At 65.5% G+C, this 17,783-nt stretch carries 16 protein-coding genes, 2 tRNA genes and 1 pseudogene; 7 read left to right on the top strand and 12 right to left on the bottom strand.

Annotated features, from left to right (window positions below; all coding sequences use genetic code 11):
- Positions 1–3 precede the first annotated feature (3 nt).
- Entirely contained in the window at positions 4–1,992 is a 1,989-nt protein-coding gene (locus V5B40_RS10700; protein ID WP_332354473.1) for a propionate--CoA ligase, read from the top strand.
- Positions 1,993–1,996: 4 nt separating this feature from the next.
- On the opposite strand, the pseudogene menD reads toward V5B40_RS10700, so the two are convergent.
- The 3 genes and pseudogenes from menD to V5B40_RS10685 form a co-directional block, all read right to left on the bottom strand.
- Positions 1,997–3,610: pseudogene (gene menD / locus V5B40_RS10695) on the bottom strand (2-succinyl-5-enolpyruvyl-6-hydroxy-3-cyclohexene-1-carboxylic-acid synthase); the annotation flags it as partial.
- A complete protein-coding gene (locus V5B40_RS10690; RefSeq protein WP_332354472.1) occupies positions 3,607–5,112 on the bottom strand; it encodes an isochorismate synthase in 1,506 nt (501 codons plus the stop codon). The gene V5B40_RS10690 and the pseudogene menD, both read right to left, overlap by 4 nt.
- Positions 5,113–5,120: 8 nt before the next feature.
- Positions 5,121–6,554: a class I adenylate-forming enzyme family protein gene (locus V5B40_RS10685; protein ID WP_332354471.1), complete on the bottom strand. Its 1,434-nt coding sequence runs from the start codon at positions 6,552–6,554 to the stop codon at positions 5,121–5,123.
- A gap of 232 nt (positions 6,555–6,786) precedes the next feature.
- Here V5B40_RS10685 and V5B40_RS10680 point away from each other — a divergent pair, with 232 nt between their 5' ends.
- From V5B40_RS10680 to V5B40_RS10670, 3 genes are read left to right on the top strand one after another with little or no spacing between them, the layout of a single operon-like run.
- Positions 6,787–7,482, top strand: coding sequence for an SOS response-associated peptidase (locus V5B40_RS10680; RefSeq protein ID WP_332354470.1), 696 nt, complete (start codon positions 6,787–6,789; stop codon positions 7,480–7,482).
- Entirely contained in the window at positions 7,479–7,694 is a 216-nt protein-coding gene (locus V5B40_RS10675; RefSeq protein ID WP_332354469.1) for a hypothetical protein, read from the top strand. The genes V5B40_RS10680 and V5B40_RS10675 overlap by 4 nt, the downstream gene beginning before the upstream one ends.
- Positions 7,695–7,729: 35 nt before the next feature.
- On the top strand, positions 7,730–9,649 hold the full coding sequence (locus tag V5B40_RS10670; RefSeq protein ID WP_332354468.1) for a GGDEF domain-containing response regulator: 1,920 nt from the start codon (positions 7,730–7,732) through the stop codon (positions 9,647–9,649).
- Positions 9,650–9,687: 38 nt separating this feature from the next.
- Here the strand turns inward: V5B40_RS10670 and fghA are convergent, their stop codons facing one another.
- From fghA to V5B40_RS10630, 8 genes are all read right to left on the bottom strand, one after another.
- A complete protein-coding gene (fghA, locus tag V5B40_RS10665; protein ID WP_332354467.1) occupies positions 9,688–10,548 on the bottom strand; it encodes an S-formylglutathione hydrolase in 861 nt (286 codons plus the stop codon).
- 5 nt (positions 10,549–10,553) lie between these two features.
- Positions 10,554–11,666: an S-(hydroxymethyl)glutathione dehydrogenase/class III alcohol dehydrogenase gene (locus tag V5B40_RS10660; protein WP_332354466.1), complete on the bottom strand. Its 1,113-nt coding sequence runs from the start codon at positions 11,664–11,666 to the stop codon at positions 10,554–10,556.
- A gap of 23 nt (positions 11,667–11,689) precedes the next feature.
- Positions 11,690–12,181 (bottom strand): DUF1178 family protein, encoded by a 492-nt coding sequence (locus V5B40_RS10655; protein ID WP_332354465.1) that lies wholly within the window; start codon positions 12,179–12,181, stop codon positions 11,690–11,692.
- Between the two features lie 37 nt (positions 12,182–12,218).
- Positions 12,219–12,302 (bottom strand) — tRNA-Leu (locus V5B40_RS10650).
- A 71-nt stretch (positions 12,303–12,373) separates the two neighbouring features.
- Positions 12,374–12,449: transfer RNA gene (locus tag V5B40_RS10645), tRNA-Gly, on the bottom strand.
- Between the two features lie 193 nt (positions 12,450–12,642).
- A complete protein-coding gene (locus V5B40_RS10640; protein ID WP_332354464.1) occupies positions 12,643–13,059 on the bottom strand; it encodes an ExbD/TolR family protein in 417 nt (138 codons plus the stop codon).
- Between the two features lie 15 nt (positions 13,060–13,074).
- Positions 13,075–13,809 (bottom strand): MotA/TolQ/ExbB proton channel family protein, encoded by a 735-nt coding sequence (locus V5B40_RS10635; protein ID WP_332354463.1) that lies wholly within the window; start codon positions 13,807–13,809, stop codon positions 13,075–13,077.
- A gap of 20 nt (positions 13,810–13,829) precedes the next feature.
- Positions 13,830–14,606, bottom strand: a complete 777-nt coding sequence (locus tag V5B40_RS10630) for an energy transducer TonB (protein WP_332354558.1) — start codon at positions 14,604–14,606, stop codon at positions 13,830–13,832.
- A gap of 338 nt (positions 14,607–14,944) precedes the next feature.
- On the opposite strand from V5B40_RS10630, the gene V5B40_RS10625 reads away from it, so the two are divergent.
- Entirely contained in the window at positions 14,945–15,301 is a 357-nt protein-coding gene (locus V5B40_RS10625) for a c-type cytochrome (protein ID WP_332354462.1), read from the top strand.
- Between the two features lie 167 nt (positions 15,302–15,468).
- Here V5B40_RS10625 and V5B40_RS10620 read toward each other — a convergent pair whose 3' ends face one another.
- Positions 15,469–16,170 (bottom strand): aspartate/glutamate racemase family protein, encoded by a 702-nt coding sequence (locus tag V5B40_RS10620; RefSeq protein WP_332354461.1) that lies wholly within the window; start codon positions 16,168–16,170, stop codon positions 15,469–15,471.
- A 468-nt stretch (positions 16,171–16,638) separates the two neighbouring features.
- Between V5B40_RS10620 and V5B40_RS10615 the strand changes: the two genes are divergently transcribed.
- Both V5B40_RS10615 and V5B40_RS10610 read left to right on the top strand, forming a co-directional pair.
- Positions 16,639–17,220: an SCO family protein gene (locus V5B40_RS10615; RefSeq protein WP_332354460.1), complete on the top strand. Its 582-nt coding sequence runs from the start codon at positions 16,639–16,641 to the stop codon at positions 17,218–17,220.
- An 18-nt stretch (positions 17,221–17,238) separates the two neighbouring features.
- Positions 17,239–17,667, top strand: a complete 429-nt coding sequence (locus tag V5B40_RS10610; protein WP_332354459.1) for a DUF1318 domain-containing protein — start codon at positions 17,239–17,241, stop codon at positions 17,665–17,667.
- The last annotated feature ends 116 nt before the right edge of the window (positions 17,668–17,783 follow it).

The following is a 17,783-nucleotide window of genomic DNA, read 5'->3' as shown; positions in this document are numbered from 1 at the left end:
CTCATGACGACAATCCAAGAGTTTCACAAGAAATCAATCGACAATCCGGACGCTTTCTGGGGAGAAGAGGCCAAACTCATCGACTGGCACACACCATTCAGCCAGGTACTCGATTTTTCCCGGCCACCGTTCGCCAAATGGTTCGTCGGCGGCGAAACCAATCTTTGCTACAACGCCGTTGATCGGCACGCAGCGACGCGACCGAACGACCGCGCGCTGGTCTTCATCTCGACCGAAACCGACCAGGAAGTGGTCTATTCCTTCGCCGACTTGAAAGCCGAAGTGATGCGCATGGCGGCGATCATGCAAAATCTCGGCGTCGGCAAGGGCGACCGCGTTCTGATCTACATGCCGATGGTCGCTGAAGCGGCTTTCGCGATGCTCGCCTGCGCGCGCATCGGCGCCATCCATTCGGTCGTTTTCGGTGGCTTCGCCTCCGGTTCGCTGGCCACCCGCATCGACGATGCAACGCCGGCACTGATCGTCTCTTCCGATGCCGGCATGCGCGGCGGCAAGGCCGTCCCCTACAAGGGCCTACTCGACGAGGCAATTTCCCTGGCCGAGAAAAAGCCGGCGAAAGTCCTGATGATCGATCGTGGCATCGACAAGGGCTTCAACAAGGTCGCCGGTCGCGACGTAGACTATGCGACCGAACGCGCCAAGGTCATGGACGCCGACGTGCCGATCGTCTGGCTGGAGTCCTCCGAGCCGTCCTACATCCTCTATACCTCCGGAACCACCGGCAAGCCGAAGGGCGTGCAGCGTGACACGGGTGGCTACGCCGTCGCCCTGGCCGCGTCGATCAAGAACATCTTCTGCGGCGAAGCCGGCGAGACCTTTTTCGCCACCTCCGACATCGGCTGGGTCGTCGGCCACTCCTACATCGTCTATGGTCCGCTGCTCGCCGGCATGGCCACCGTCATGTACGAAGGCACGCCGCTGCGTCCCGATCCCGGCATCTGGTGGCAGATCGTCGAGAAATACAAGGTCAGCGTCATGTTCTCGGCGCCAACGGCGGCACGGGTGCTCAAGAAGCACGACACCGAGTACATGCACAAGTACGACCTGTCGACGCTCAAGCATCTGTTCCTGGCCGGCGAGCCTCTCGACCAGCCGACGCACGAGTGGCTGATGGGCGAACTCGGCCTGCCGGTGATCGACAACTACTGGCAGACGGAAAGCGGCTGGCCGATGCTGTCGGCCATGCCTGGTGTCGAGAAGACCGAAATCCGCTACGGCACGCCGAGCTTCCCGGTCTATGGCTACAACCTCAAGATCTTCCGCGAAGACGGCACGATCTGCGATCCGGATGAAAAAGGCATCGTCGGCATCCTGCCCCCGCTACCGCCGGGCTGCCTGTCGACCGTCTGGGGCGACGACGCGCGCTTCGTGTCGACCTACTTCACGCTCTTCCGCGAGCCGCAGGTCTACTCGTCGTTCGACTGGGGTATCGCCGACAAGGAAGGCTATCACTACATCCTCGGCCGTACCGATGACGTGATCAACGTTGCCGGCCACCGTCTGGGGACGCGCGAGATCGAAGAAGCCATCCAGGGACATCCGGCGATTGCCGAAGTTGCCGTCGTCGGTGTTGCCGACAAGCTCAAGGGTCAGATGCCGATGGCTTTCGCGGTGGTCAAGAGCGCCGACAGCATCGCCACGCCAGAGCTGGTAGCTGCGCTCGAGAAGGCGGTAATGAAGCAGGTGGACGCCAGCCTCGGCGCGATCGCTCGCCCGAGTCACGTGCACTTCCTCAGCGTCCTGCCCAAGACCCGTTCGGGCAAGCTGCTGCGGCGGACCATCCAGGCCCTCGCCGAAGGTCGCGACCCGGGCGATCTGACGACCATTGAGGATCCCCTTCACACTAAACCGGTGCCGCGGCACCCCGTTGCCAGAACTCCCGGCGCCTGGCGACGCTCGCCTGGCGATCGATCGGTACTTCGATCAGCGTCGCGCCACCGCGTCGCAACGCCCGCTCGACGCTGGCCCTGAACTCGGCCAGCGAGCGGACACGCTCGCCGACGACGCCGAAGCTTTGTGCGGCGGCGACCAGGTCGATGCTTTGCGGCGTCAGCCAGGCGCGCTCGAACTCGGGCAAGGCGGCGACCGGCAGATAATCGAAAATCCCGCCACCGCCGTTGTTGAGCACCACCACCACCATGTCGCGACCGCCGGCCGCGGCCAGTGCGCCCAGATCGTGCTGCGCCGTCAGGTCGCCGACCAGCGCCACGCAGGGGCCATCGCTGGCGATCCCCAGGGCCGTCGACAGATTGCCGTCGATGCCGCTGGCACCGCGATTGCCGAAGAAGCGCAGCGGCTTGTCGCCGCTGCCGGAAAAGGCATCGAGGTCGCGGATGGCCAGCGAGTTGCCGCAGAACACACGATGGCCTGCCGGCAGGCTTTCCAGGAGCGCCGGGATCAGCGTGCCTTCAAAGATTTTCGACGCCTCAGCGGCGTGCGCGCAGGCCTCGAACGCAGCGCTAGCCACGGCCTCGGCAGCTCCTTCGGCCTGCGCAAAAGAAGCCCGCCAGCCTGCCGGCGCGGGCTTTCCGCCGCCGGCCAGCAAAGCCCGGCAGGTCTGCACCGGATCGGCCTGAATCAGTCTGCTGGCGGCGTGCTGCGGATCCGGCCAGCGGCTGTCCGCCGTGATCACCACCTGCACCGCCGGCGCCGCCGCGCGCAGCCAGTCCTGCAGCCTGCGCGTGAGTGGAAAGGCCCCGAAGCGCAGCAGCCATGCGGGGCGCGCCGCGGCGAGCGACGATGCCTGGCGCAGGAAACCCTCGTAGCGCACGCATAGCCGGCTGCGGTCGTGCGCACCAAAACGCAGGTTTGACAGCGCTTCGGCGAAAATCGGGCAGTCGAGCTGCGCGGCCAGCGCGCTCACTGCGTCGGCAAAGCCCGGCGGATAGTCGGCGCCACCACAGACGATCAGCCCGGGACGAGCGCTGATCTCGGCCAGCGTGTCGGCAATCGCCTGTGGCTCCGGCAGCAGCAGCGGTGCGGCAACGCTGATCGCCGCCGGGCAGGCCGCGGCGGCATGCGTCGCGAGCAAGTCGCCGGCCGGCAGCAGCGGCTCACGAAACGCCAGATTCAGATGCACTGGACCCGGCAGCGGCCAGCGGCTGTCAGCGATCGCCCGCGCCGCCAGGCGCTGCAGATAGGCCGTCGAAAAAGCACTAGCGGGCAAGGGCGGCGCGGAGAAGGAACGCACGTGGTTGCCGAACAGCCGCTGCTGATCAATGGTCTGGTTGGCGCCCCAGCCGAGCAACTCGGGCGGACGATCCGCCGACAACAGCAACAGCGGTACGGCACCGAGATCTGCTTCGATGAGCGCCGGAAACCAGTTTGTCGGCGCCGAACCCGAAGTGCACAGCAGCGCCGCCGGCTGGCGCGTGGCCTTGGCCATGCCCAGCGCGCAGAAGGCCGCACTGCGTTCGTCGAGGATGACCTGGCAGCGGATCGCCGGCTGGCGCAGAAAAGCCAGCGCCAGCGGACTCGAACGCGAGCCCGGCGAAAGCACCACGTCGCGCAATCCGGCGGCGGCCAGGGCATCGACCAAAGTCTGCGCCCAGCGCAGGTTGAGCAGACCGATGTCGGCGGCGTCGCTCATGCGCGGCGGCTCGCCTGGCAAGGCGCGCTGTGCAAGGCTTGGCGCAGCGGCTGGCGCAAGGCGTCGGCGATGACCGCCAGCTTGGCTTCGGTTTCGGCAAGTTCCTGTGTCGGGTCCGAGCCGGCGACGATACCCGCGCCCGCGAACAGCTCGGCCTGCCGGTCCTTGATATGCGCGCAGCGCAGGGCGACAACCACTTCGCCGTCGCCGTCACGGTCGATCCAGCCAAGGCCACCGGAGTACCAGGCACCCCGCCGATCGCCGTGGCGGCGCAACCACTGACCTGCGGCCTCTGCGGGTGCGCCGCCCACGGCAGGTGTCGGGTGCAGGCGAGCGATGAGATCGAAAAGCCCGACCCCCGGCCGCAGGCAACCGCGCACGCGCGTACGCAGATGCTGCAGCTCGCGCAGCTGCAACACCTCGGCGGCCGTCGGCGGCGCCAGCGCCGCGCAGAGCGGCGTCAGAGCGGCGCGAACGGCATCGACCACCAGCTGCTGCTCGCGCGTGTTCTTGTCGTCGCGCAAGGCCAGCGAGCTCCGTTCTCCGGCCGCCGAGGCAGCGGCCAGCCAGGCCGTACCAGCGAGCGCGTCGGCCTCGACGACGCCGTGGCGCAGCGAAACCAGACGCTCGGGCGTGGCACCGAGAAAACACTGCTCGTGCTCACCGACGCCGTAGATGGCGCATTCGGGATGGCGATCGGCGAGTGCGGCCAGCACGGCTGCCGGGTCAATGCGCTTGGCGCTGTCGACGTATACGCTGCGCGCCAGAACCAGCTTGTCGACGCCGCCGCCGGCGATCGCAGCCAGGGCGGCGCGGGCTCGCGCCAGGAACGCCCGATCGGCCAGCGTGGCGCTGCGGCGGTGCACGAGGCTGGCCGCCGCTGCCGGGGCTGGCGTCCGCTCTGGCGCCCGATCTGGCGACTGAGCTGCACGCAGAGCGCTGCGCCAGCGTTCGATGGCGCTTTCACCTTCGCGCACCGCGCAGCTGAAAGTGGCGGTGCAGCGACCCGCACGATTGGCCAGCAAAATGGCGGGCACCAGCAGGCGCGCGTTCGGCAGGTCGTCCGCAGTGTCTGCAGCGCTTTCGGTGTTCTCAGAGAAGGCGAAACCGATATGCGCCGCCGGAACGAAACCGGTGTGCTGCCAGTCGTCGTGCTCCCAGACCGGCGCCAGACCGGCAAAAGCGGCCTGCAAAGCCGAAAAACGCGCCGGACCGGCGCTCGTGAAACTCATCGCGCTGCCAATCGCGAGGCGAAAATCGCCGCCTGCGCCAACGCGCTGAGGGCTGTCCCTGCCAGCCTCCGCCGGCCGCGCCCACCAGTTGCGCTGCGCTTGCGCGAGATCGACGTCCAGCCAGCGCTGGTCTTTCCCTGGGCCGAGATCAAGCGTGACGCTGAGCAGACCCCGCGCCGCCGCTGCCGCCAAGCGCGCGCGCAAACGCCGCCGCAAGAGTGTGCTGCGCGGGCCATCGAGCAGCTCAGCGAGGTTCAGGCACTCATTCATTCACTCATTCACCATTCACTCACCCACTCACCCACCTGCGCGAGCTCGCGCAAGGCGCGCCGTTCGATCTTGCCAATGGCGTTACGCGGCAGCGCATCCAGGCGCAGCAGCCGACGCGGTCGTTTGGCCGCCACCAGGTGCTGCCGGCTCCAGTCGTGCAGCGCGCCGAGCTCGGCCGGACCGACGATCAGGGCAACCAGCAGGTCGCCCCAGAGCGGATCGGCAACGGCAGTCACCGCGACGTCGATGACGCCGGGGCAAGCCGCCAGGCAGGACTCGACTTCGAGCGGGTGCACGTTGACGCCGGCGCTGATCAGCATGTCGTCGGCGCGGCCGAGAATGCTGAGCCCTCCGTCGGCGTCGAAACGGCCCAGGTCTGCGGTCGGCAACCAGCCGTCTTCAAGGCCGTCACCGCGCTGCCAGGCCGGGTTCAGGTAGCCGGCCATGACCTGCGCGCCGTGTAAATGGAGACGCCCGTCGGCAGCCACCCGGGCGTGCAGCCCGCTCAGCAAGTGACCGACCTGGCCCGCCTGCCAGTCGCCGTCCGGCCGTAGCAGCGTCGCCGCCTGCGCCGTCGACTCGCTCATTCCCCAGCTCGGGCAGATCGGCCAGCCGCTCGCCAGGGCGCGCTCGCAGAGCGGCCGCGACAAGGCCGCGCCACCGATCAGTGCATGGCGCAGACTGCGCGGCGGCGACGCGCCCTGCGCCACCTCAAGCAGGCGCGCCAACATCGCCGGAACCAGCGACAGGTGACTGACACGGCGGGCGTGCAGATCGTCCCAAACGGCAGTCGCCGAAAAACCGTCATGCAGGAGCAGCGTCGCCGCGGCGCGCAAGCACCGGCCAAGGATGGCGATGCCGCCGACGTGATGCAGCGGCAGACAGGCCAGCCAAAGGTCTCCGGGGTGTAGCGGCAGGCGCTCGTTCGAAGCCGCGGCGGCGGCGTCGATATTGGCCTCGCTGAGCATCACCACCTTGGGCGCGCCCTCGCTGCCGCTGGTGGCAATCAGCAGCGCCAGATCAGTGGCCGCATCGGCAAACCTGGCGTCATTGAGCGCGTCGCCTGCCTTGCTCCTCCCTTGCCCCGCAGCGAGCGACGGGGAAGCTGCGTTGCAAAGATCCCGACTATCGGGCAGCGGCGAAAGCCGCCGCAGGCGACCGCCAGCGAGCGCTTGCAGCCTCGGCCAGGCGGCCTCCGCGAGGAGCGGATCGAGCGGCAGAAAAGCCACTTTCGCCGCCGCACAGGCCAGCGCTGCGAGCGCCAGTTCGCCAGCGCCCGCGGCGATGGCCACGGCGTCGCCAGCCGCCAGCCCTTGCGCACGTAGAAAGCCGCCAGCGCGCTCGGCCAGAGACGCCAATTCGTCGTAGCGCCACTCGCCGCGCGTGCTCAGCAAAGCGAGCGCCGAGGGGTGCTGGCCTGCGTTCGCATGCAGCCAGCGCACGAACGGGCTGCGCCTCTCTGGAAAAGGCGCAGCGTTTTTTGTCGGCAGAAGGGAAGACGCGGCGTGGGTCACTGTGAACGGCAAGACATGGCGCGGAGATTATACGCAGCCCCCCTGGCTCTCGCCCATGCTGCCGATCAAGAAAAACGCCGCGCGCGTCCTGGCGGCTACTGAGCGATGCCAGCGACCAGCACCGCTTCGCCGGCTCGGCGGACACTGCTAAACTCGACCCATGTGTGGACGCTATGCCCTCGATGCCCCTCGCTCGCAGCTCTCGCGACGCTTCGCCCTCGACGAATGCGTCGAGCTGAGCGCCCGCTACAACATCGCCCCGGCCAGTGACGTCGCGGTCATTCGCCAGTCGCCCGAGGGGCAACGCGTTCTGCACCAGCTGCGCTGGGGGCTCTTGCCGCACTGGGCGAAAGACCCGGCAATCGCTGCCCGCCTGATCAACGCCCGCGGCGAGCCATTGGCCGCGCTGGCCGCAACACCCGCCTTTCGCGACGCTTTCCGCAAGCGCCGCTGCCTGCTTCCGGCCAGCGGTTTCTATGAGTGGCAAAAAACCGCCGCGCAACCTGGCTCGGCACGCAAACAGCCCTTCTACACCTCACTGCAGTCAGGCGAAGTGATGGCCTTCGGTGGACTCTGGGAAGCCTGGACCGCACCGAGCGGCGAAGTGATCCGCAGCTGCTGCATCGTCACCACCGCCGCCAACCAGCGGCTGCAGGCAATCCACGAGCGCATGCCGCTGATTCTTGCTCCCGAACACTGGCAGGACTGGCTGAGCGCCCCGGTCGACCAGGCGGCAGCGCTGATCCGCCCCTGCCCGGACGGCGACCTGCAGAGCTGGCCGGTCAGCCTCCGCGTCGGCAAGTCCAGCGCGGACGACCCAGCCCTGATCACCGCGCTGCGTGGCGGCGAGAGATGAAAACCAGCCGCAGCACGATCACCGCCTACGTCAGCCGCGGCGCGGGCATCATGACCCTGGGCAGCGAAAGCCTGCGCCTATCGGGGTTGACGACACCGAGCTACTGTGAACGAACGGGAGGCCGCGGCGCGGCACCCTGCCGCGGCTCACAGATCATCGTGCCTGATCAGATCTTGCGCCATCGTCATCCGCCGATGACCTGCGTTTTGTAGCATAATCGCCGGCAAATGCCGGACTCGAAACTTTCTTGATCAGCTTCGTCGACCCCGAACGCTACCGTTTGATGAAGGCGACGGGCAAGCTGCCGTCGCCGAAAGGCGTCGCCTTCGCGATCATCACTCTTCTGCAGCGGGACGATTTCCGGGTTACGGAACTGGTACGGCTGGTGCAGTCGGATCCGGCGATTGCCGGACGCCTGCTCAAGTTCGCCAACGCCGCCGCCTTTGGCCGCACGCGGCCGATTGTTTCCCTGCAGCGAGCGATTGTCGCCCTCGGATCGTTCAAAGTCCGCGATCTGGTGATCGGGCTGTCGGTGATGCACAGCCACAAGAGCGGCCAGTGCGTCGAATTCGATTACACCGCTTTCTGGGGCCATTCGCTGGCCACCGGCATCGCTTGCCAGGAACTCGCCCGTTTCGCACAGATTTCGAGCGAAGACATCTTCACCATCGGCCTGCTGAGCCGGGTCGGCGAATTGGCAATGGCCTCGCTGTACCCCGACGAGTACGCCGAGGTACTGATCGCGGTGAAGGAGCTGCATCAGGATCTGGCCACTCTCGAGCGTGAACGCTTCGCCATGGACCATCGCCAGCTTGGCGCCACCATGCTCGCCGAGTGGGGCTTGCCGGACATGCTGATCCAGGCCGCCTACCATCAGGAGCAACCCGACGTCGCCGGTTTTCCGGATGGCTCGCGTTTGCAAACGCTGACCCACTCGCTCAATTTTGCCTGCTCGCTGGCCGAAATCTGCATGGCCGACGAAGAGGCGCGCTGGAGCCTGCTGCCGGGTCTGCTGACCCGGGCCGCGCGGCTGGGAATCAGCGGTGAGGCGCTCAACGACATGGTCGACCGCATGGCGCGGCGCTGGCGTGAGTGGGGAGCGACGCTGCAGGTACGCACCCAGGAGCTGCCACCGTTCGCCGAAATCCTCGCCGCCAGCCCGCCGAGCCGACGGGTCAGCGCCGCCAGTCCAGAGCAAAGCGGCAAGGCGCCGGCGCCGCGCCTGCAGGTGCAGATCCTCGGCGTTCCGACGCCGGAACTGCCCGCACTCATGGAACAGATCGAAAGTCTCGGACATCTGCCAGTGCTGCTCGACAGCAGCCCCGAAGGCCTGAAGCAGGCGCTGCGTCAACCCGCCCAGATCGTCATTGCCGACATGTCGATGCCCGGCCTCAAGCCGGCCGTCTTCTGCCGCATCCTGCGCCAGACTAGCGCCGGCAAGGAGACTTACGCCCTGCTCCTGGCATCGCCGGACAGCGAGGGCCATATCATCGAAGCCATCGACGCTGGCGCCGACGACGTACTAGTCAAACCGCTGACCGTCCAGACCTTGCGCGTGCGGCTCAATACCGCCACGCGCATGATTTTGCTGCGCGAAGAGATTCAGCGCGAGCGCCGGGGCATCATGCGTTCGACCGGTGAGTTCGCCGTTGCCCACAAACGCCTGCTGCAGGAGGCGCTGACCGATACCCTGACGCAACTCCCGAACCGACGCCACGGCCTCGACTTCCTGGCTTCGGAATGGGCGTTCGCGCAGTCCAACGCCCTACCCATGGCCTTCCTGCTGCTTGACATCGACCACTTCAAGCGCATCAACGACAGCCACGGACACCCCGCCGGCGACGCCGTCCTGCACCAGCTCGCGGATCTCCTCAAGCGCACCTCACGCGGCGAAGACCTGGTTTTTCGCTACGGTGGCGAGGAGTTCGCTGCGGTGCTGCCAAATGCCAGTGCACGTGCCGCAGCGCAGATCGCTGAACGCCTCCGGACCTTCGTCGAAAAATACAACTTCCTGTGGAACCAACAGGCGCTGCCAGTCACCGTGAGCATCGGCGTAGCGTCCGCCAGCGCTTCCGACGGAAACTGTCAGGCGCTGATCCAGGCCGCCGACGCAGCGCTCTACCAGGCCAAGAACGAAGGCCGTAACCGGGTCGTCGTCGCCGGCTAAGCCAGCGCCAGCGGAGCAGCCGGCAGCCGTCGATCGGCTCAGGGGGCGAGCAGGGCCCGGGCGTGATGGCGCAGGTGATCGTCGATGAAGCTGGCGATGAAGAAGTAGCTGTGGTCGTACGCGGGGTGCACCCGCAGGCGGAGCGGATGGCCGGCAGCCGCGCAAGCCTGGCGCAACATCTCGGGCTGGAGTTGCGCAACCAGAAAACCGTCGGCCGCGCCCTGATCGACCAACAGAGGCAGGCGCTCGCCGCCTCTGGCGATCAATTCGCAAGCATCCCACTCTTTCCAGCTGGCTCGATCTTCACCGAGATAGCGGGCGAAAGCTTTCTGCCCCCAGGGGCTGTCGAGCGCGTGGCTGATCGGTGCAAAAGCCGACAGCGAGCGATAACGGCCGGGGTTGCGCAGCGCACAGACCAGCGCGCCGTGACCGCCCATCGAGTGACCGCTGATGCCGCGCCGCGCGTCGATCGGCAGCAGCTCTTCGATCAGCGCCGGCAACTCCCAGACCACGTAGTCGTGCATCCGATAGTTCTCGGCCCACGGCGGCTGCGTGGCGTTGAGGTAGAAACCGGCGCCGTGGCCGAAATCCCAGGCGCCTTCCGGGTCGCCCGGTACCTGCGCGCCACGCGGGCTGGTGTCGGGCGCGACGATGGCCACGCCCAGTTCGGCTGCCAGACGCTGAGCGCCCGCTTTCTGGACGAAGTTCTCATCGCTGCAGGTCAAGCCGGAAAGCCAGTACAGCGCCGGCACCTTGCCGCTTTCGGCCTGTGGCGGCAGATAGACGGCAAACACCATCGCGCAGCGCAGCGTCGCCGAGCAATGTCGATAACGGCGCTGCCAGCCATCGAAACAGCGATTGCCAGCGATCTCTTCGAGCGCCCCGGCAGTGACCGCCATGACCGTCAGAAATGAATCACCGAGCGGATGCTCTTGCCGGCGTGCATCAGCTCGAAAGCGTGGTTGATGTCCTCCAGACCCATGGTATGGGTAATGAAGGTGTCGAGCGGAATCTCGCCGTTTTGCGCGCGGGCAACATAGCCGGGCAGTTCGCTGCGGCCACGCACGCCGCCAAACGCCGAACCCCGCCAGACGCGGCCCGTCACCAGCTGGAAGGGTCGCGTCGAGATTTCCTCGCCAGCGCCAGCGACCCCGATGATCACCGCTTCGCCCCAGCCCTTGTGACAGCACTCGAGCGCCGCGCGCATCACCTTGACGTTGCCGATGCACTCGAACGAGTAGTCGACGCCACCATCGGTCAGGTCGACGATCACTTCCTGAATCGGACGGTCGTAATCCGCCGGATCGATGCAGTCGGTCGCCCCCAGTTGCCGGGCAATGGCAAACTTTCCGGGGTTGGTGTCGATGGCAATGATCCGCGCCGCCCTGGCCATCACCGCACCGATCACTGCGGAGAGGCCGATACCGCCGAGGCCAAAAATCGCCACCGTTGCCCCCGGCTCGACCTTGGCGGTATTGACCACCGCACCAATGCCGGTGGTTACACCACAGCCGAGCAGGCAGACTTTCTCCAGCGGCGCATCCTTGGCGATCCTGGCCAGCGAGATTTCCGGCAGCACGGTGTACTCGCTGAAGGTCGAGGTGCCCATGTAATGAAAAATCGGCTTGCCCCGGTGCGCGAAGCGGCTGCTGCCGTCGGGCATCAGGCCCCTACCCTGCGTGGCGCGAATCGCCTGGCAGAGATTGGTCTTTCCCGAGGTACAGAACTTGCATTGCCCGCACTCGGGCGTGTACAGCGGAATCACGTGATCACCGACCGACACTGAAGTCACGCCGGGCCCGATGGCCTCGACAACGCCGCCACCCTCGTGGCCAAGGATGCTTGGAAAAATCCCTTCGGGATCGGCACCGGAGAGCGTAAACGCATCGGTATGGCAAACGCCGCTAGCGACGATGCGCACCAGCACCTCGCCACTGCGCGGCGCCTCGACGTCGACTTCGGTGACTTCCAGAGGCTGTCCAGCAGCCCAGGCAATGGCAGCACGTGCTTTGATCATCGACAACTCTCCTCGATGGTTAACTAGTGCAGGTCTTTCACTTTCAGGCGCGGCAAACGGAGGACTTCGACCCCCTCCTCACGCAATGCCTCATATTCCTCATCGCTCGCCTGCCCCCGAATCGAGCGCTGCGGCGTCTCCAGGTAGTGGATCTTTCTGGCCTCTTCGGCGAAGTGCTCGCCGACGTCCTCGCAATTCGCAAGCAGCATGGTTGTCAGTTGTTGCAGGGAGGAGCGCGCACCGGCACGCGGATCGATGGCCGGCCACGGCGGAACTGGAGCGGCGACTGCCGCGCTTGACGCGGCTGAAATGGGTGGCCTGGGTGGCGAGGCCACTTCCAAGCTCTTCGACTGACGGCCCACATGCAGCGCCGACGGCACCCGACGAACCTGCAGCGAACCACAGTCCGGGCAGCTGATCAGCGAACGCGATGACTGGCTGTCGAAATCCTCGCGCGACTGGAACCAGCCTTCGAAGCGATGCTCGTGCTGACAGGAAAGATCGAAAATGATCATCGGGAACCAGCGCAGAAAGCCTGCAGTAAAGGGATCGTGCCCGGAGCCGGGATCGAACCGGCACAGCCGCAAGGCCGAGAGATTTTAAGTCTCTTGTGTCTACCTATTCCACCATCCGGGCGATGCAAGCCATTATACCTGCCCCGAAATGAAAGAAAGGGAAAGTGCCTTAAGCACTTTCCCTTCGATATCTGGAGCGGGAGAAGAGTCTCGAACTCTCGACCTATACCTTGGCAAGGTATCGCTCTACCAACTGAGCTACTCCCGCTTGGAAGCATTTCTGGCGCCGCTCGACGCGTCGGGAAGACCCGCTACGAATCGAAAGATTCGCGACCACCAGCGCGGCGCATTATCCGGATGCTTGCGGCTGCTGTCAACCCGCAACTCGTTTTCGACGACAGCGCCCTGCACTTTGCCAAGCGCGGCTGTCCAGGCTGGCAGCGGGCCCGCAGACCCACGCGCTAGGGCGTCGGCTCGGTCACGAAGGCGATTTTCACCAGACCCGCACGCTGCGCGTCGGCAAGCACCTCGGTGACACGCTCGTAGCGCGTTCCACGGTCGGCGCGCAGATGTAATTCGGGCTGTCCGCCACCGGCGTTGATGGCCACGAAGCGTGCCGCCATTTCACTACGCTCGACCGCCTGGCCGTCGATGAAGACGTCACCGGCGGCGTCGATGGCCACCGACAACACCTGCGGTGGATCATCGAGCCGGCTGGCATCGACGCGCGGCAGGTCGATCGGCAGCGCTTCGTGAAAGAGCGGTGCGGTGATGATGAAGATCACCAGCAGCACCAGCATCACGTCGACCAGCGGCGTGGTATTGATTTCCGCCATCGGCTGGCTGCTGCCACTGTTTTCGAATGAACCGAATGCCATGCTGCCTCCCCTTGTTCAGGCGCTACGCCCGGCACGAACGGCACCCAGATCGACCAGCTTGTCACCGGGCCGGCCACGCAGACCAGTGGTCAGATAGGCGTGCAGGTCATGCGCAAAGCCGTCCAGGCGCGCCAGCGTCAGGCGATTGCCGCGGGTGAAGGCGTTGTAGGCGAGCACCGCGGGAATCGCCACGAAGAGGCCACCGGCGGTCATGATCAGCGCCTCGCCAACGGGGCCGGCGACTTTGTCGAGGACCACCTGGGTAGCGCCCGAGAGACCGACCAGAGCGTGGTAGATTCCCCAGACGGTCCCGAACAGGCCGATGAACGGCGCCGTCGAGCCCACCGATGCCAGGAAGGTGAGTCCGGATTCGATGCTGGCCTGTGCTTCAACGATCTGGCTGCGCAGCGAGCGCGTGACAAACTCGCTGACGCTGACCCCGGCGCCGATGCCACGATCGGAGTGCTGGTGATGCAAGCCGGCGGCGTTGGCACCGGCAACCGCCATGCTGGTGAAAATGCCGGTGCGATCCTCCAGCCGGATCGCCTCGATCGCCGCCGGCAGGCTAGGCGCCCCCCAGAACGAGGCCAGTGCGCGCGCATGACAACGCTTGGCCTGCCAGACAGCGTAGGCTTTGGTGGCAATCACATACCAGCTGAGCACTGACAGCAACACCAAAAGTGTCGCCACCGAATGCGTCACCACATCGCCCTGCGCCCAGAACTGCGCCAATCCCAACTCCATTCGCATAGTCTCTTCTACTTTCCGGTTCAACCTTTGAGCGTGAATTGTAGCGGTACCAGCACTGACGACTCGATGGCCGTCGCGCCGCGTCTGGCGGGGACGAATCGCCAACGTTCGACAGCCGCCATGGCTGCTTCGTCCAGGCGCCGAAAACCGCTCGCCTGTTTGACTTCGACGCTCAGCGGCAGGCCCTCGGCGCTGACCATGACGCGCAGCACAACACGCCCCTCCTCACCCAGTCGCCGCGAAGCCGCCGGATAGACGGGAGGCGGGTTGCGCAGGTAGTCGGCGTCGAAGCGCGCCCCGACCACTGGCAGAGGCGCCGCAAGCGCCAGCGGCGATGCCACTGCCGGCGACGCGGCCTGCGGCGCGACGGCGAATGAAGTCGCCGCAGCTGCCGCAAGCGCCGCCGTCAGGAGCGCTGGCGGCGTCGGCAATGGCTTTTTCGCCGGTACCGGCAACGCGCGCGCCGGCTTCTGCTGGCGGAGCTTTCTCGGCACTTTGACAGGTTCTGGCGGCGCCACCGCGGCTGACGGTTCCAGCGCCTTGGCCACCTTTGGCGGTTCGACCGTCCTGCTTTCCTCGACTTTCGCCAGCACCGGGGCGAGTTCCAGTACGCGCACGGTCAGCACGGGCAAGGTCTCCGGAGGCGTCTGCCCGCTGACCATTCCAAAAGCGAGAAACAGGCCGCTCAGGTGCACGCCCAGGACCAGCAGAACGAGCACAGCCGGCCGCCAGAAAGGCGGCCTGCGCTCTTCCGGCAGTTCGAAGTACCCCGCTGTGCCATGCACCTGGCCCGACATTTCGCTCAACTCCGCCAACTCGGCCTAGCTCAGTGAGCCCTGAGCGGCGCTCGAAAGGACGTCATTGTAAGCCGCGCCAGCGACATCCGGATGCGGCATTTGGTCTCGGCAGAGGTGCTCGCCGTCCGGGAAAGCCAGTGCCGGCAGCACTTCTGTTGCCGGTAGCCGCCATTGTGCCTATCATTCTGCTTCGCGATGGCGAAAAAAACGAGGGCCTTGCGGCCGCCAGCGAGACACCGAGGGAATGAACCAATGAGAGGGGAAGCAGGCTGATGAAGAGGCTGGGGAATCGTTGCGCCATCATGTTGGCATTGGTCTGTGGAGGGCCGGGAAGTAGCGTGGCAGCTGAACCGGCCGACATCGGCAAAAACGAGTACGAATCAAACTGCATTCTCTGCCATGGTAAGGATCTCAAGGCTGGGCCGTATGCCAGCCTCCTGAACGTGACGCCACCGGACCTGTCACGACTGAGCAAGAACAACGGCGGGGTTTTTCCCTTCGATAGTGTCTATAGCGTGATCGAAGGACGAAAAGAGGTCAAGGCGCACGGATCGAGTGAGATGTTGATCTGGGGAAAAGATTATCAGCTCAAAGCCGCCGAGCACTACTTCGAGATGCAACACAACGCCAATTCCTCTGTCCGCGGACGCCTGTTGGCGCTGATCGATTACCTCAACCGCATGCAGCAGAAGTAGGCGCTGCACTGGCCGTCAGCGGCCCCGGCAAGCTTTCGGTCAAGGAACGAATACTATGGCGGCACAATTGTTTGCCGTCGGCGCATCGCTTTATGGCCTTGCTCGGCCGCGGCGCGCGCCGGGCGCGCAACGGTCATGCCAGGGAGCGAGGTGCCTGATCAGGGAAGTCACTGGCGTTCGGCAAGCGCATATTCGGCCGCTTTCGTGGCGTGAATGCGCGTCGTGTCGAAGAGCGGTACGGCCGCATCCGCAGCATTGACCAGCAGCGAAATCTCGGTGCAGCCGAGAATCACCGCCTGCGCGCCCTTGGCCGCCAGCCGGCTGATGATGCGCCGGTACTCGTCGCGCGACGCATCGCGCAGCTGGCCGGCACAGAGTTCGTCGTAGATCACGCGATGAACGATTTCGCGGTCTGCCGCGTCGGGCAGCACGACATCGATCCCCTGCCGTTGCTGGAGCCGTTCCCGGTAGAAAGCCTGCTCCATCGTGAAACGCGTGCCGAGCAGGCCGACCCTGGAAAAACCCGCGCGCTGGATTTCGTCCGCCGTCGGGTCGGCAATATGGAGCAGGGGCAATGCGACGGCAGCCTCAATGGCCGGCGCGACACGGTGCATGGTGTTGGTACACAAGACGAGGAACTCGGCACCGCCTGCTTCGAGCGACTGCGCAGCTTGCGCCATCAATGCGCCGGCCGCGCTCCAGTCACCGCGACGCTGGAGGTCCTCCAGCGGCTGGAAATCGAGGCTGCAGAGCAGCAGCGGCGCCGAATGCAGGCCACCGAGTCGCGCCTGCACGGTTTCATTGATGATCCGATAGTAGGGAATCGTCGACTGCCAACTCATGCCGCCGATCAGCCCGATAGTTTTCACGCAATTCCCTCCAGCCTCTTCGTCGTGAACAGCGGCGACGCAGATCGCCATCATTGCCGGTAGTCCGCAAGCTCTGCTACCGATCCCGGATGAGGCCATTGTCGCCGGCCAGGCGACGATCTGCCAAGTCGAAACCATCGCAAGAGCCCGTTCGCGGCGACGCTGCATGGACGTCAAGCACGACGCGGTGGGAAATTTCCTTGAGCTGCTGCTACAGAATGCCCGACAATGATTAACCTGAATCAAGGCAGCAGGCCCGCGCGGTCGGGACAATGCCGGCCTGAGCGCAAGATGTCGGCCACCGCGGGCGACGATGGACAGGCAGCCTTCCCGACCGGAAAACCGCCACGCCAGCCGCTCCAGCGCCGCCGCAGCAGACTCCCCCGGCCACCCACGGGCAACGAACAAGTGACCAACGCTACCTTTCTCGCTCTGCACAACAGACGTTCGCGACAAGCAAAGACGACCATGAAAATCCTTTCGACGCTGATCCTGTCCATCTCCCTGCTGCTCTCGGCGTGTTCTCAGCCAGTGGCTTTCAAGTCCAGCGACATCACCGGCGTCGATTGGGGGAAGACCTTGAGTTTGACCGACCACAACGGCAAGCCGCGCCAGCTGGCGGATTTCAAGGGCCAGGCGATCGTTCTCTTCTTCGGCTATACCCAGTGTCCTGACGTTTGCCCGACGACACTGCTGGCGATGCGTGACGTGCTCAAGCGCCTCGGCGACAGCGCCAGTCGCGTGCAAGTCCTTTTCGTCACCCTCGACCCGGAGCGGGATAGCGCGCAACTGCTGTCCGGCTACGTCACCGCCTTCGATCCGAGCTTCATCGGCCTGCGCGGTGACGACGCCGCCACCGCTGTCGCCGCCAAGGAGTTCAAGGTCTTCTACGCCAAGCAAGCCGGCAGCACGCCCGCCACCTACTCCATGGACCACAGCACCGGCAGCTACATCTTTGACCCGCAGGGCCGGCTACGACTGCTGGTCCGCCACGGCGAGCCCGCCGACAGCGTCGCCAGCGATATCAAACAGCTGCTCGATGGCCAATGATCCTTCAGGAAAAATGACATGAAACGCCTTCTCTCGCTACTGCTCCTCACTTTTCTATCACTGCCGCTGGCGGCGGCACCGCCCGGCGCGGAGATCAATCTCGATATCGGCACGCCACCGGTGATCCTCGTCAAGCACACCCTGGCGCAACGAAGCTCGCGGCTGGTCTATTTTTACGATCCCGGGATCATCGGCTTGGCTAACGACGGCATGATCAAGCTGCGTGACGGCAGTCGGCTCAACCTCTCACAACGCCAGATCGCCGAGAAACTGATCGACCAGGAGAACCCGGATCGCAATTCGCTGATCTACGCGATCGCTGAAGGCAACGGCGGCCAGCAACTCGAGCCGGTCGCTCGCGCGGCGCAGGTCAAGCGCTGGAAGGAGCAGTTCCACTCGGGCTGGTGGGTCGAAGATGAACAGGGCAACTGGAGCCAGAAGCCCTGATTCCTTTGCCGGCCTGACCCGCTCCCTGGTGCGGAGTGTGCGGCATCTTGTCGCACGCAGACCCCACGGACCGCCACTTATAATCAAGGCCTTTGCATGATGATGAAGGAGTACGG

The sequence above is a fragment of the Candidatus Accumulibacter meliphilus genome (assembly GCF_036625345.1).
Lineage (GTDB): Bacteria > Pseudomonadota > Gammaproteobacteria > Burkholderiales > Rhodocyclaceae > Accumulibacter > Accumulibacter meliphilus.
Note: the sequence above shows the minus strand (reverse complement) of the source record. Positions and strands in the feature narration are given on the sequence as shown.

Bases quoted from the DNA above. Each gene is read 5' to 3' on its own strand.
- V5B40_RS10690 (WP_332354472.1), bottom strand. From the start codon at position 5,112: ATGAATGAGTGCCTGAACCTCGCTGAGCTGCTCGATGGCCCGCGCAGC.
- V5B40_RS10610 (WP_332354459.1), top strand. From the start codon at position 17,239: ATGAAACGCCTTCTCTCGCTACTGCTCCTCACTTTTCTATCACTGCCG.
- V5B40_RS10635 (WP_332354463.1), bottom strand. From the start codon at position 13,809: ATGCGAATGGAGTTGGGATTGGCGCAGTTCTGGGCGCAGGGCGATGTG.
- V5B40_RS10700 (WP_332354473.1), top strand. From the start codon at position 4: ATGACGACAATCCAAGAGTTTCACAAGAAATCAATCGACAATCCGGAC.
- fghA (WP_332354467.1), bottom strand. From the start codon at position 10,548: ATGGCGGTCACTGCCGGGGCGCTCGAAGAGATCGCTGGCAATCGCTGT.
- V5B40_RS10680 (WP_332354470.1), top strand. From the start codon at position 6,787: ATGTGTGGACGCTATGCCCTCGATGCCCCTCGCTCGCAGCTCTCGCGA.
- V5B40_RS10640 (WP_332354464.1), bottom strand. From the start codon at position 13,059: ATGGCATTCGGTTCATTCGAAAACAGTGGCAGCAGCCAGCCGATGGCG.
- V5B40_RS10615 (WP_332354460.1), top strand. From the start codon at position 16,639: ATGAAAATCCTTTCGACGCTGATCCTGTCCATCTCCCTGCTGCTCTCG.
- V5B40_RS10660 (WP_332354466.1), bottom strand. From the start codon at position 11,666: ATGATCAAAGCACGTGCTGCCATTGCCTGGGCTGCTGGACAGCCTCTG.
- V5B40_RS10655 (WP_332354465.1), bottom strand. From the start codon at position 12,181: ATGATCATTTTCGATCTTTCCTGTCAGCACGAGCATCGCTTCGAAGGC.
- V5B40_RS10675 (WP_332354469.1), top strand. From the start codon at position 7,479: ATGAAAACCAGCCGCAGCACGATCACCGCCTACGTCAGCCGCGGCGCG.
- V5B40_RS10630 (WP_332354558.1), bottom strand. From the start codon at position 14,606: ATGTCGGGCCAGGTGCATGGCACAGCGGGGTACTTCGAACTGCCGGAA.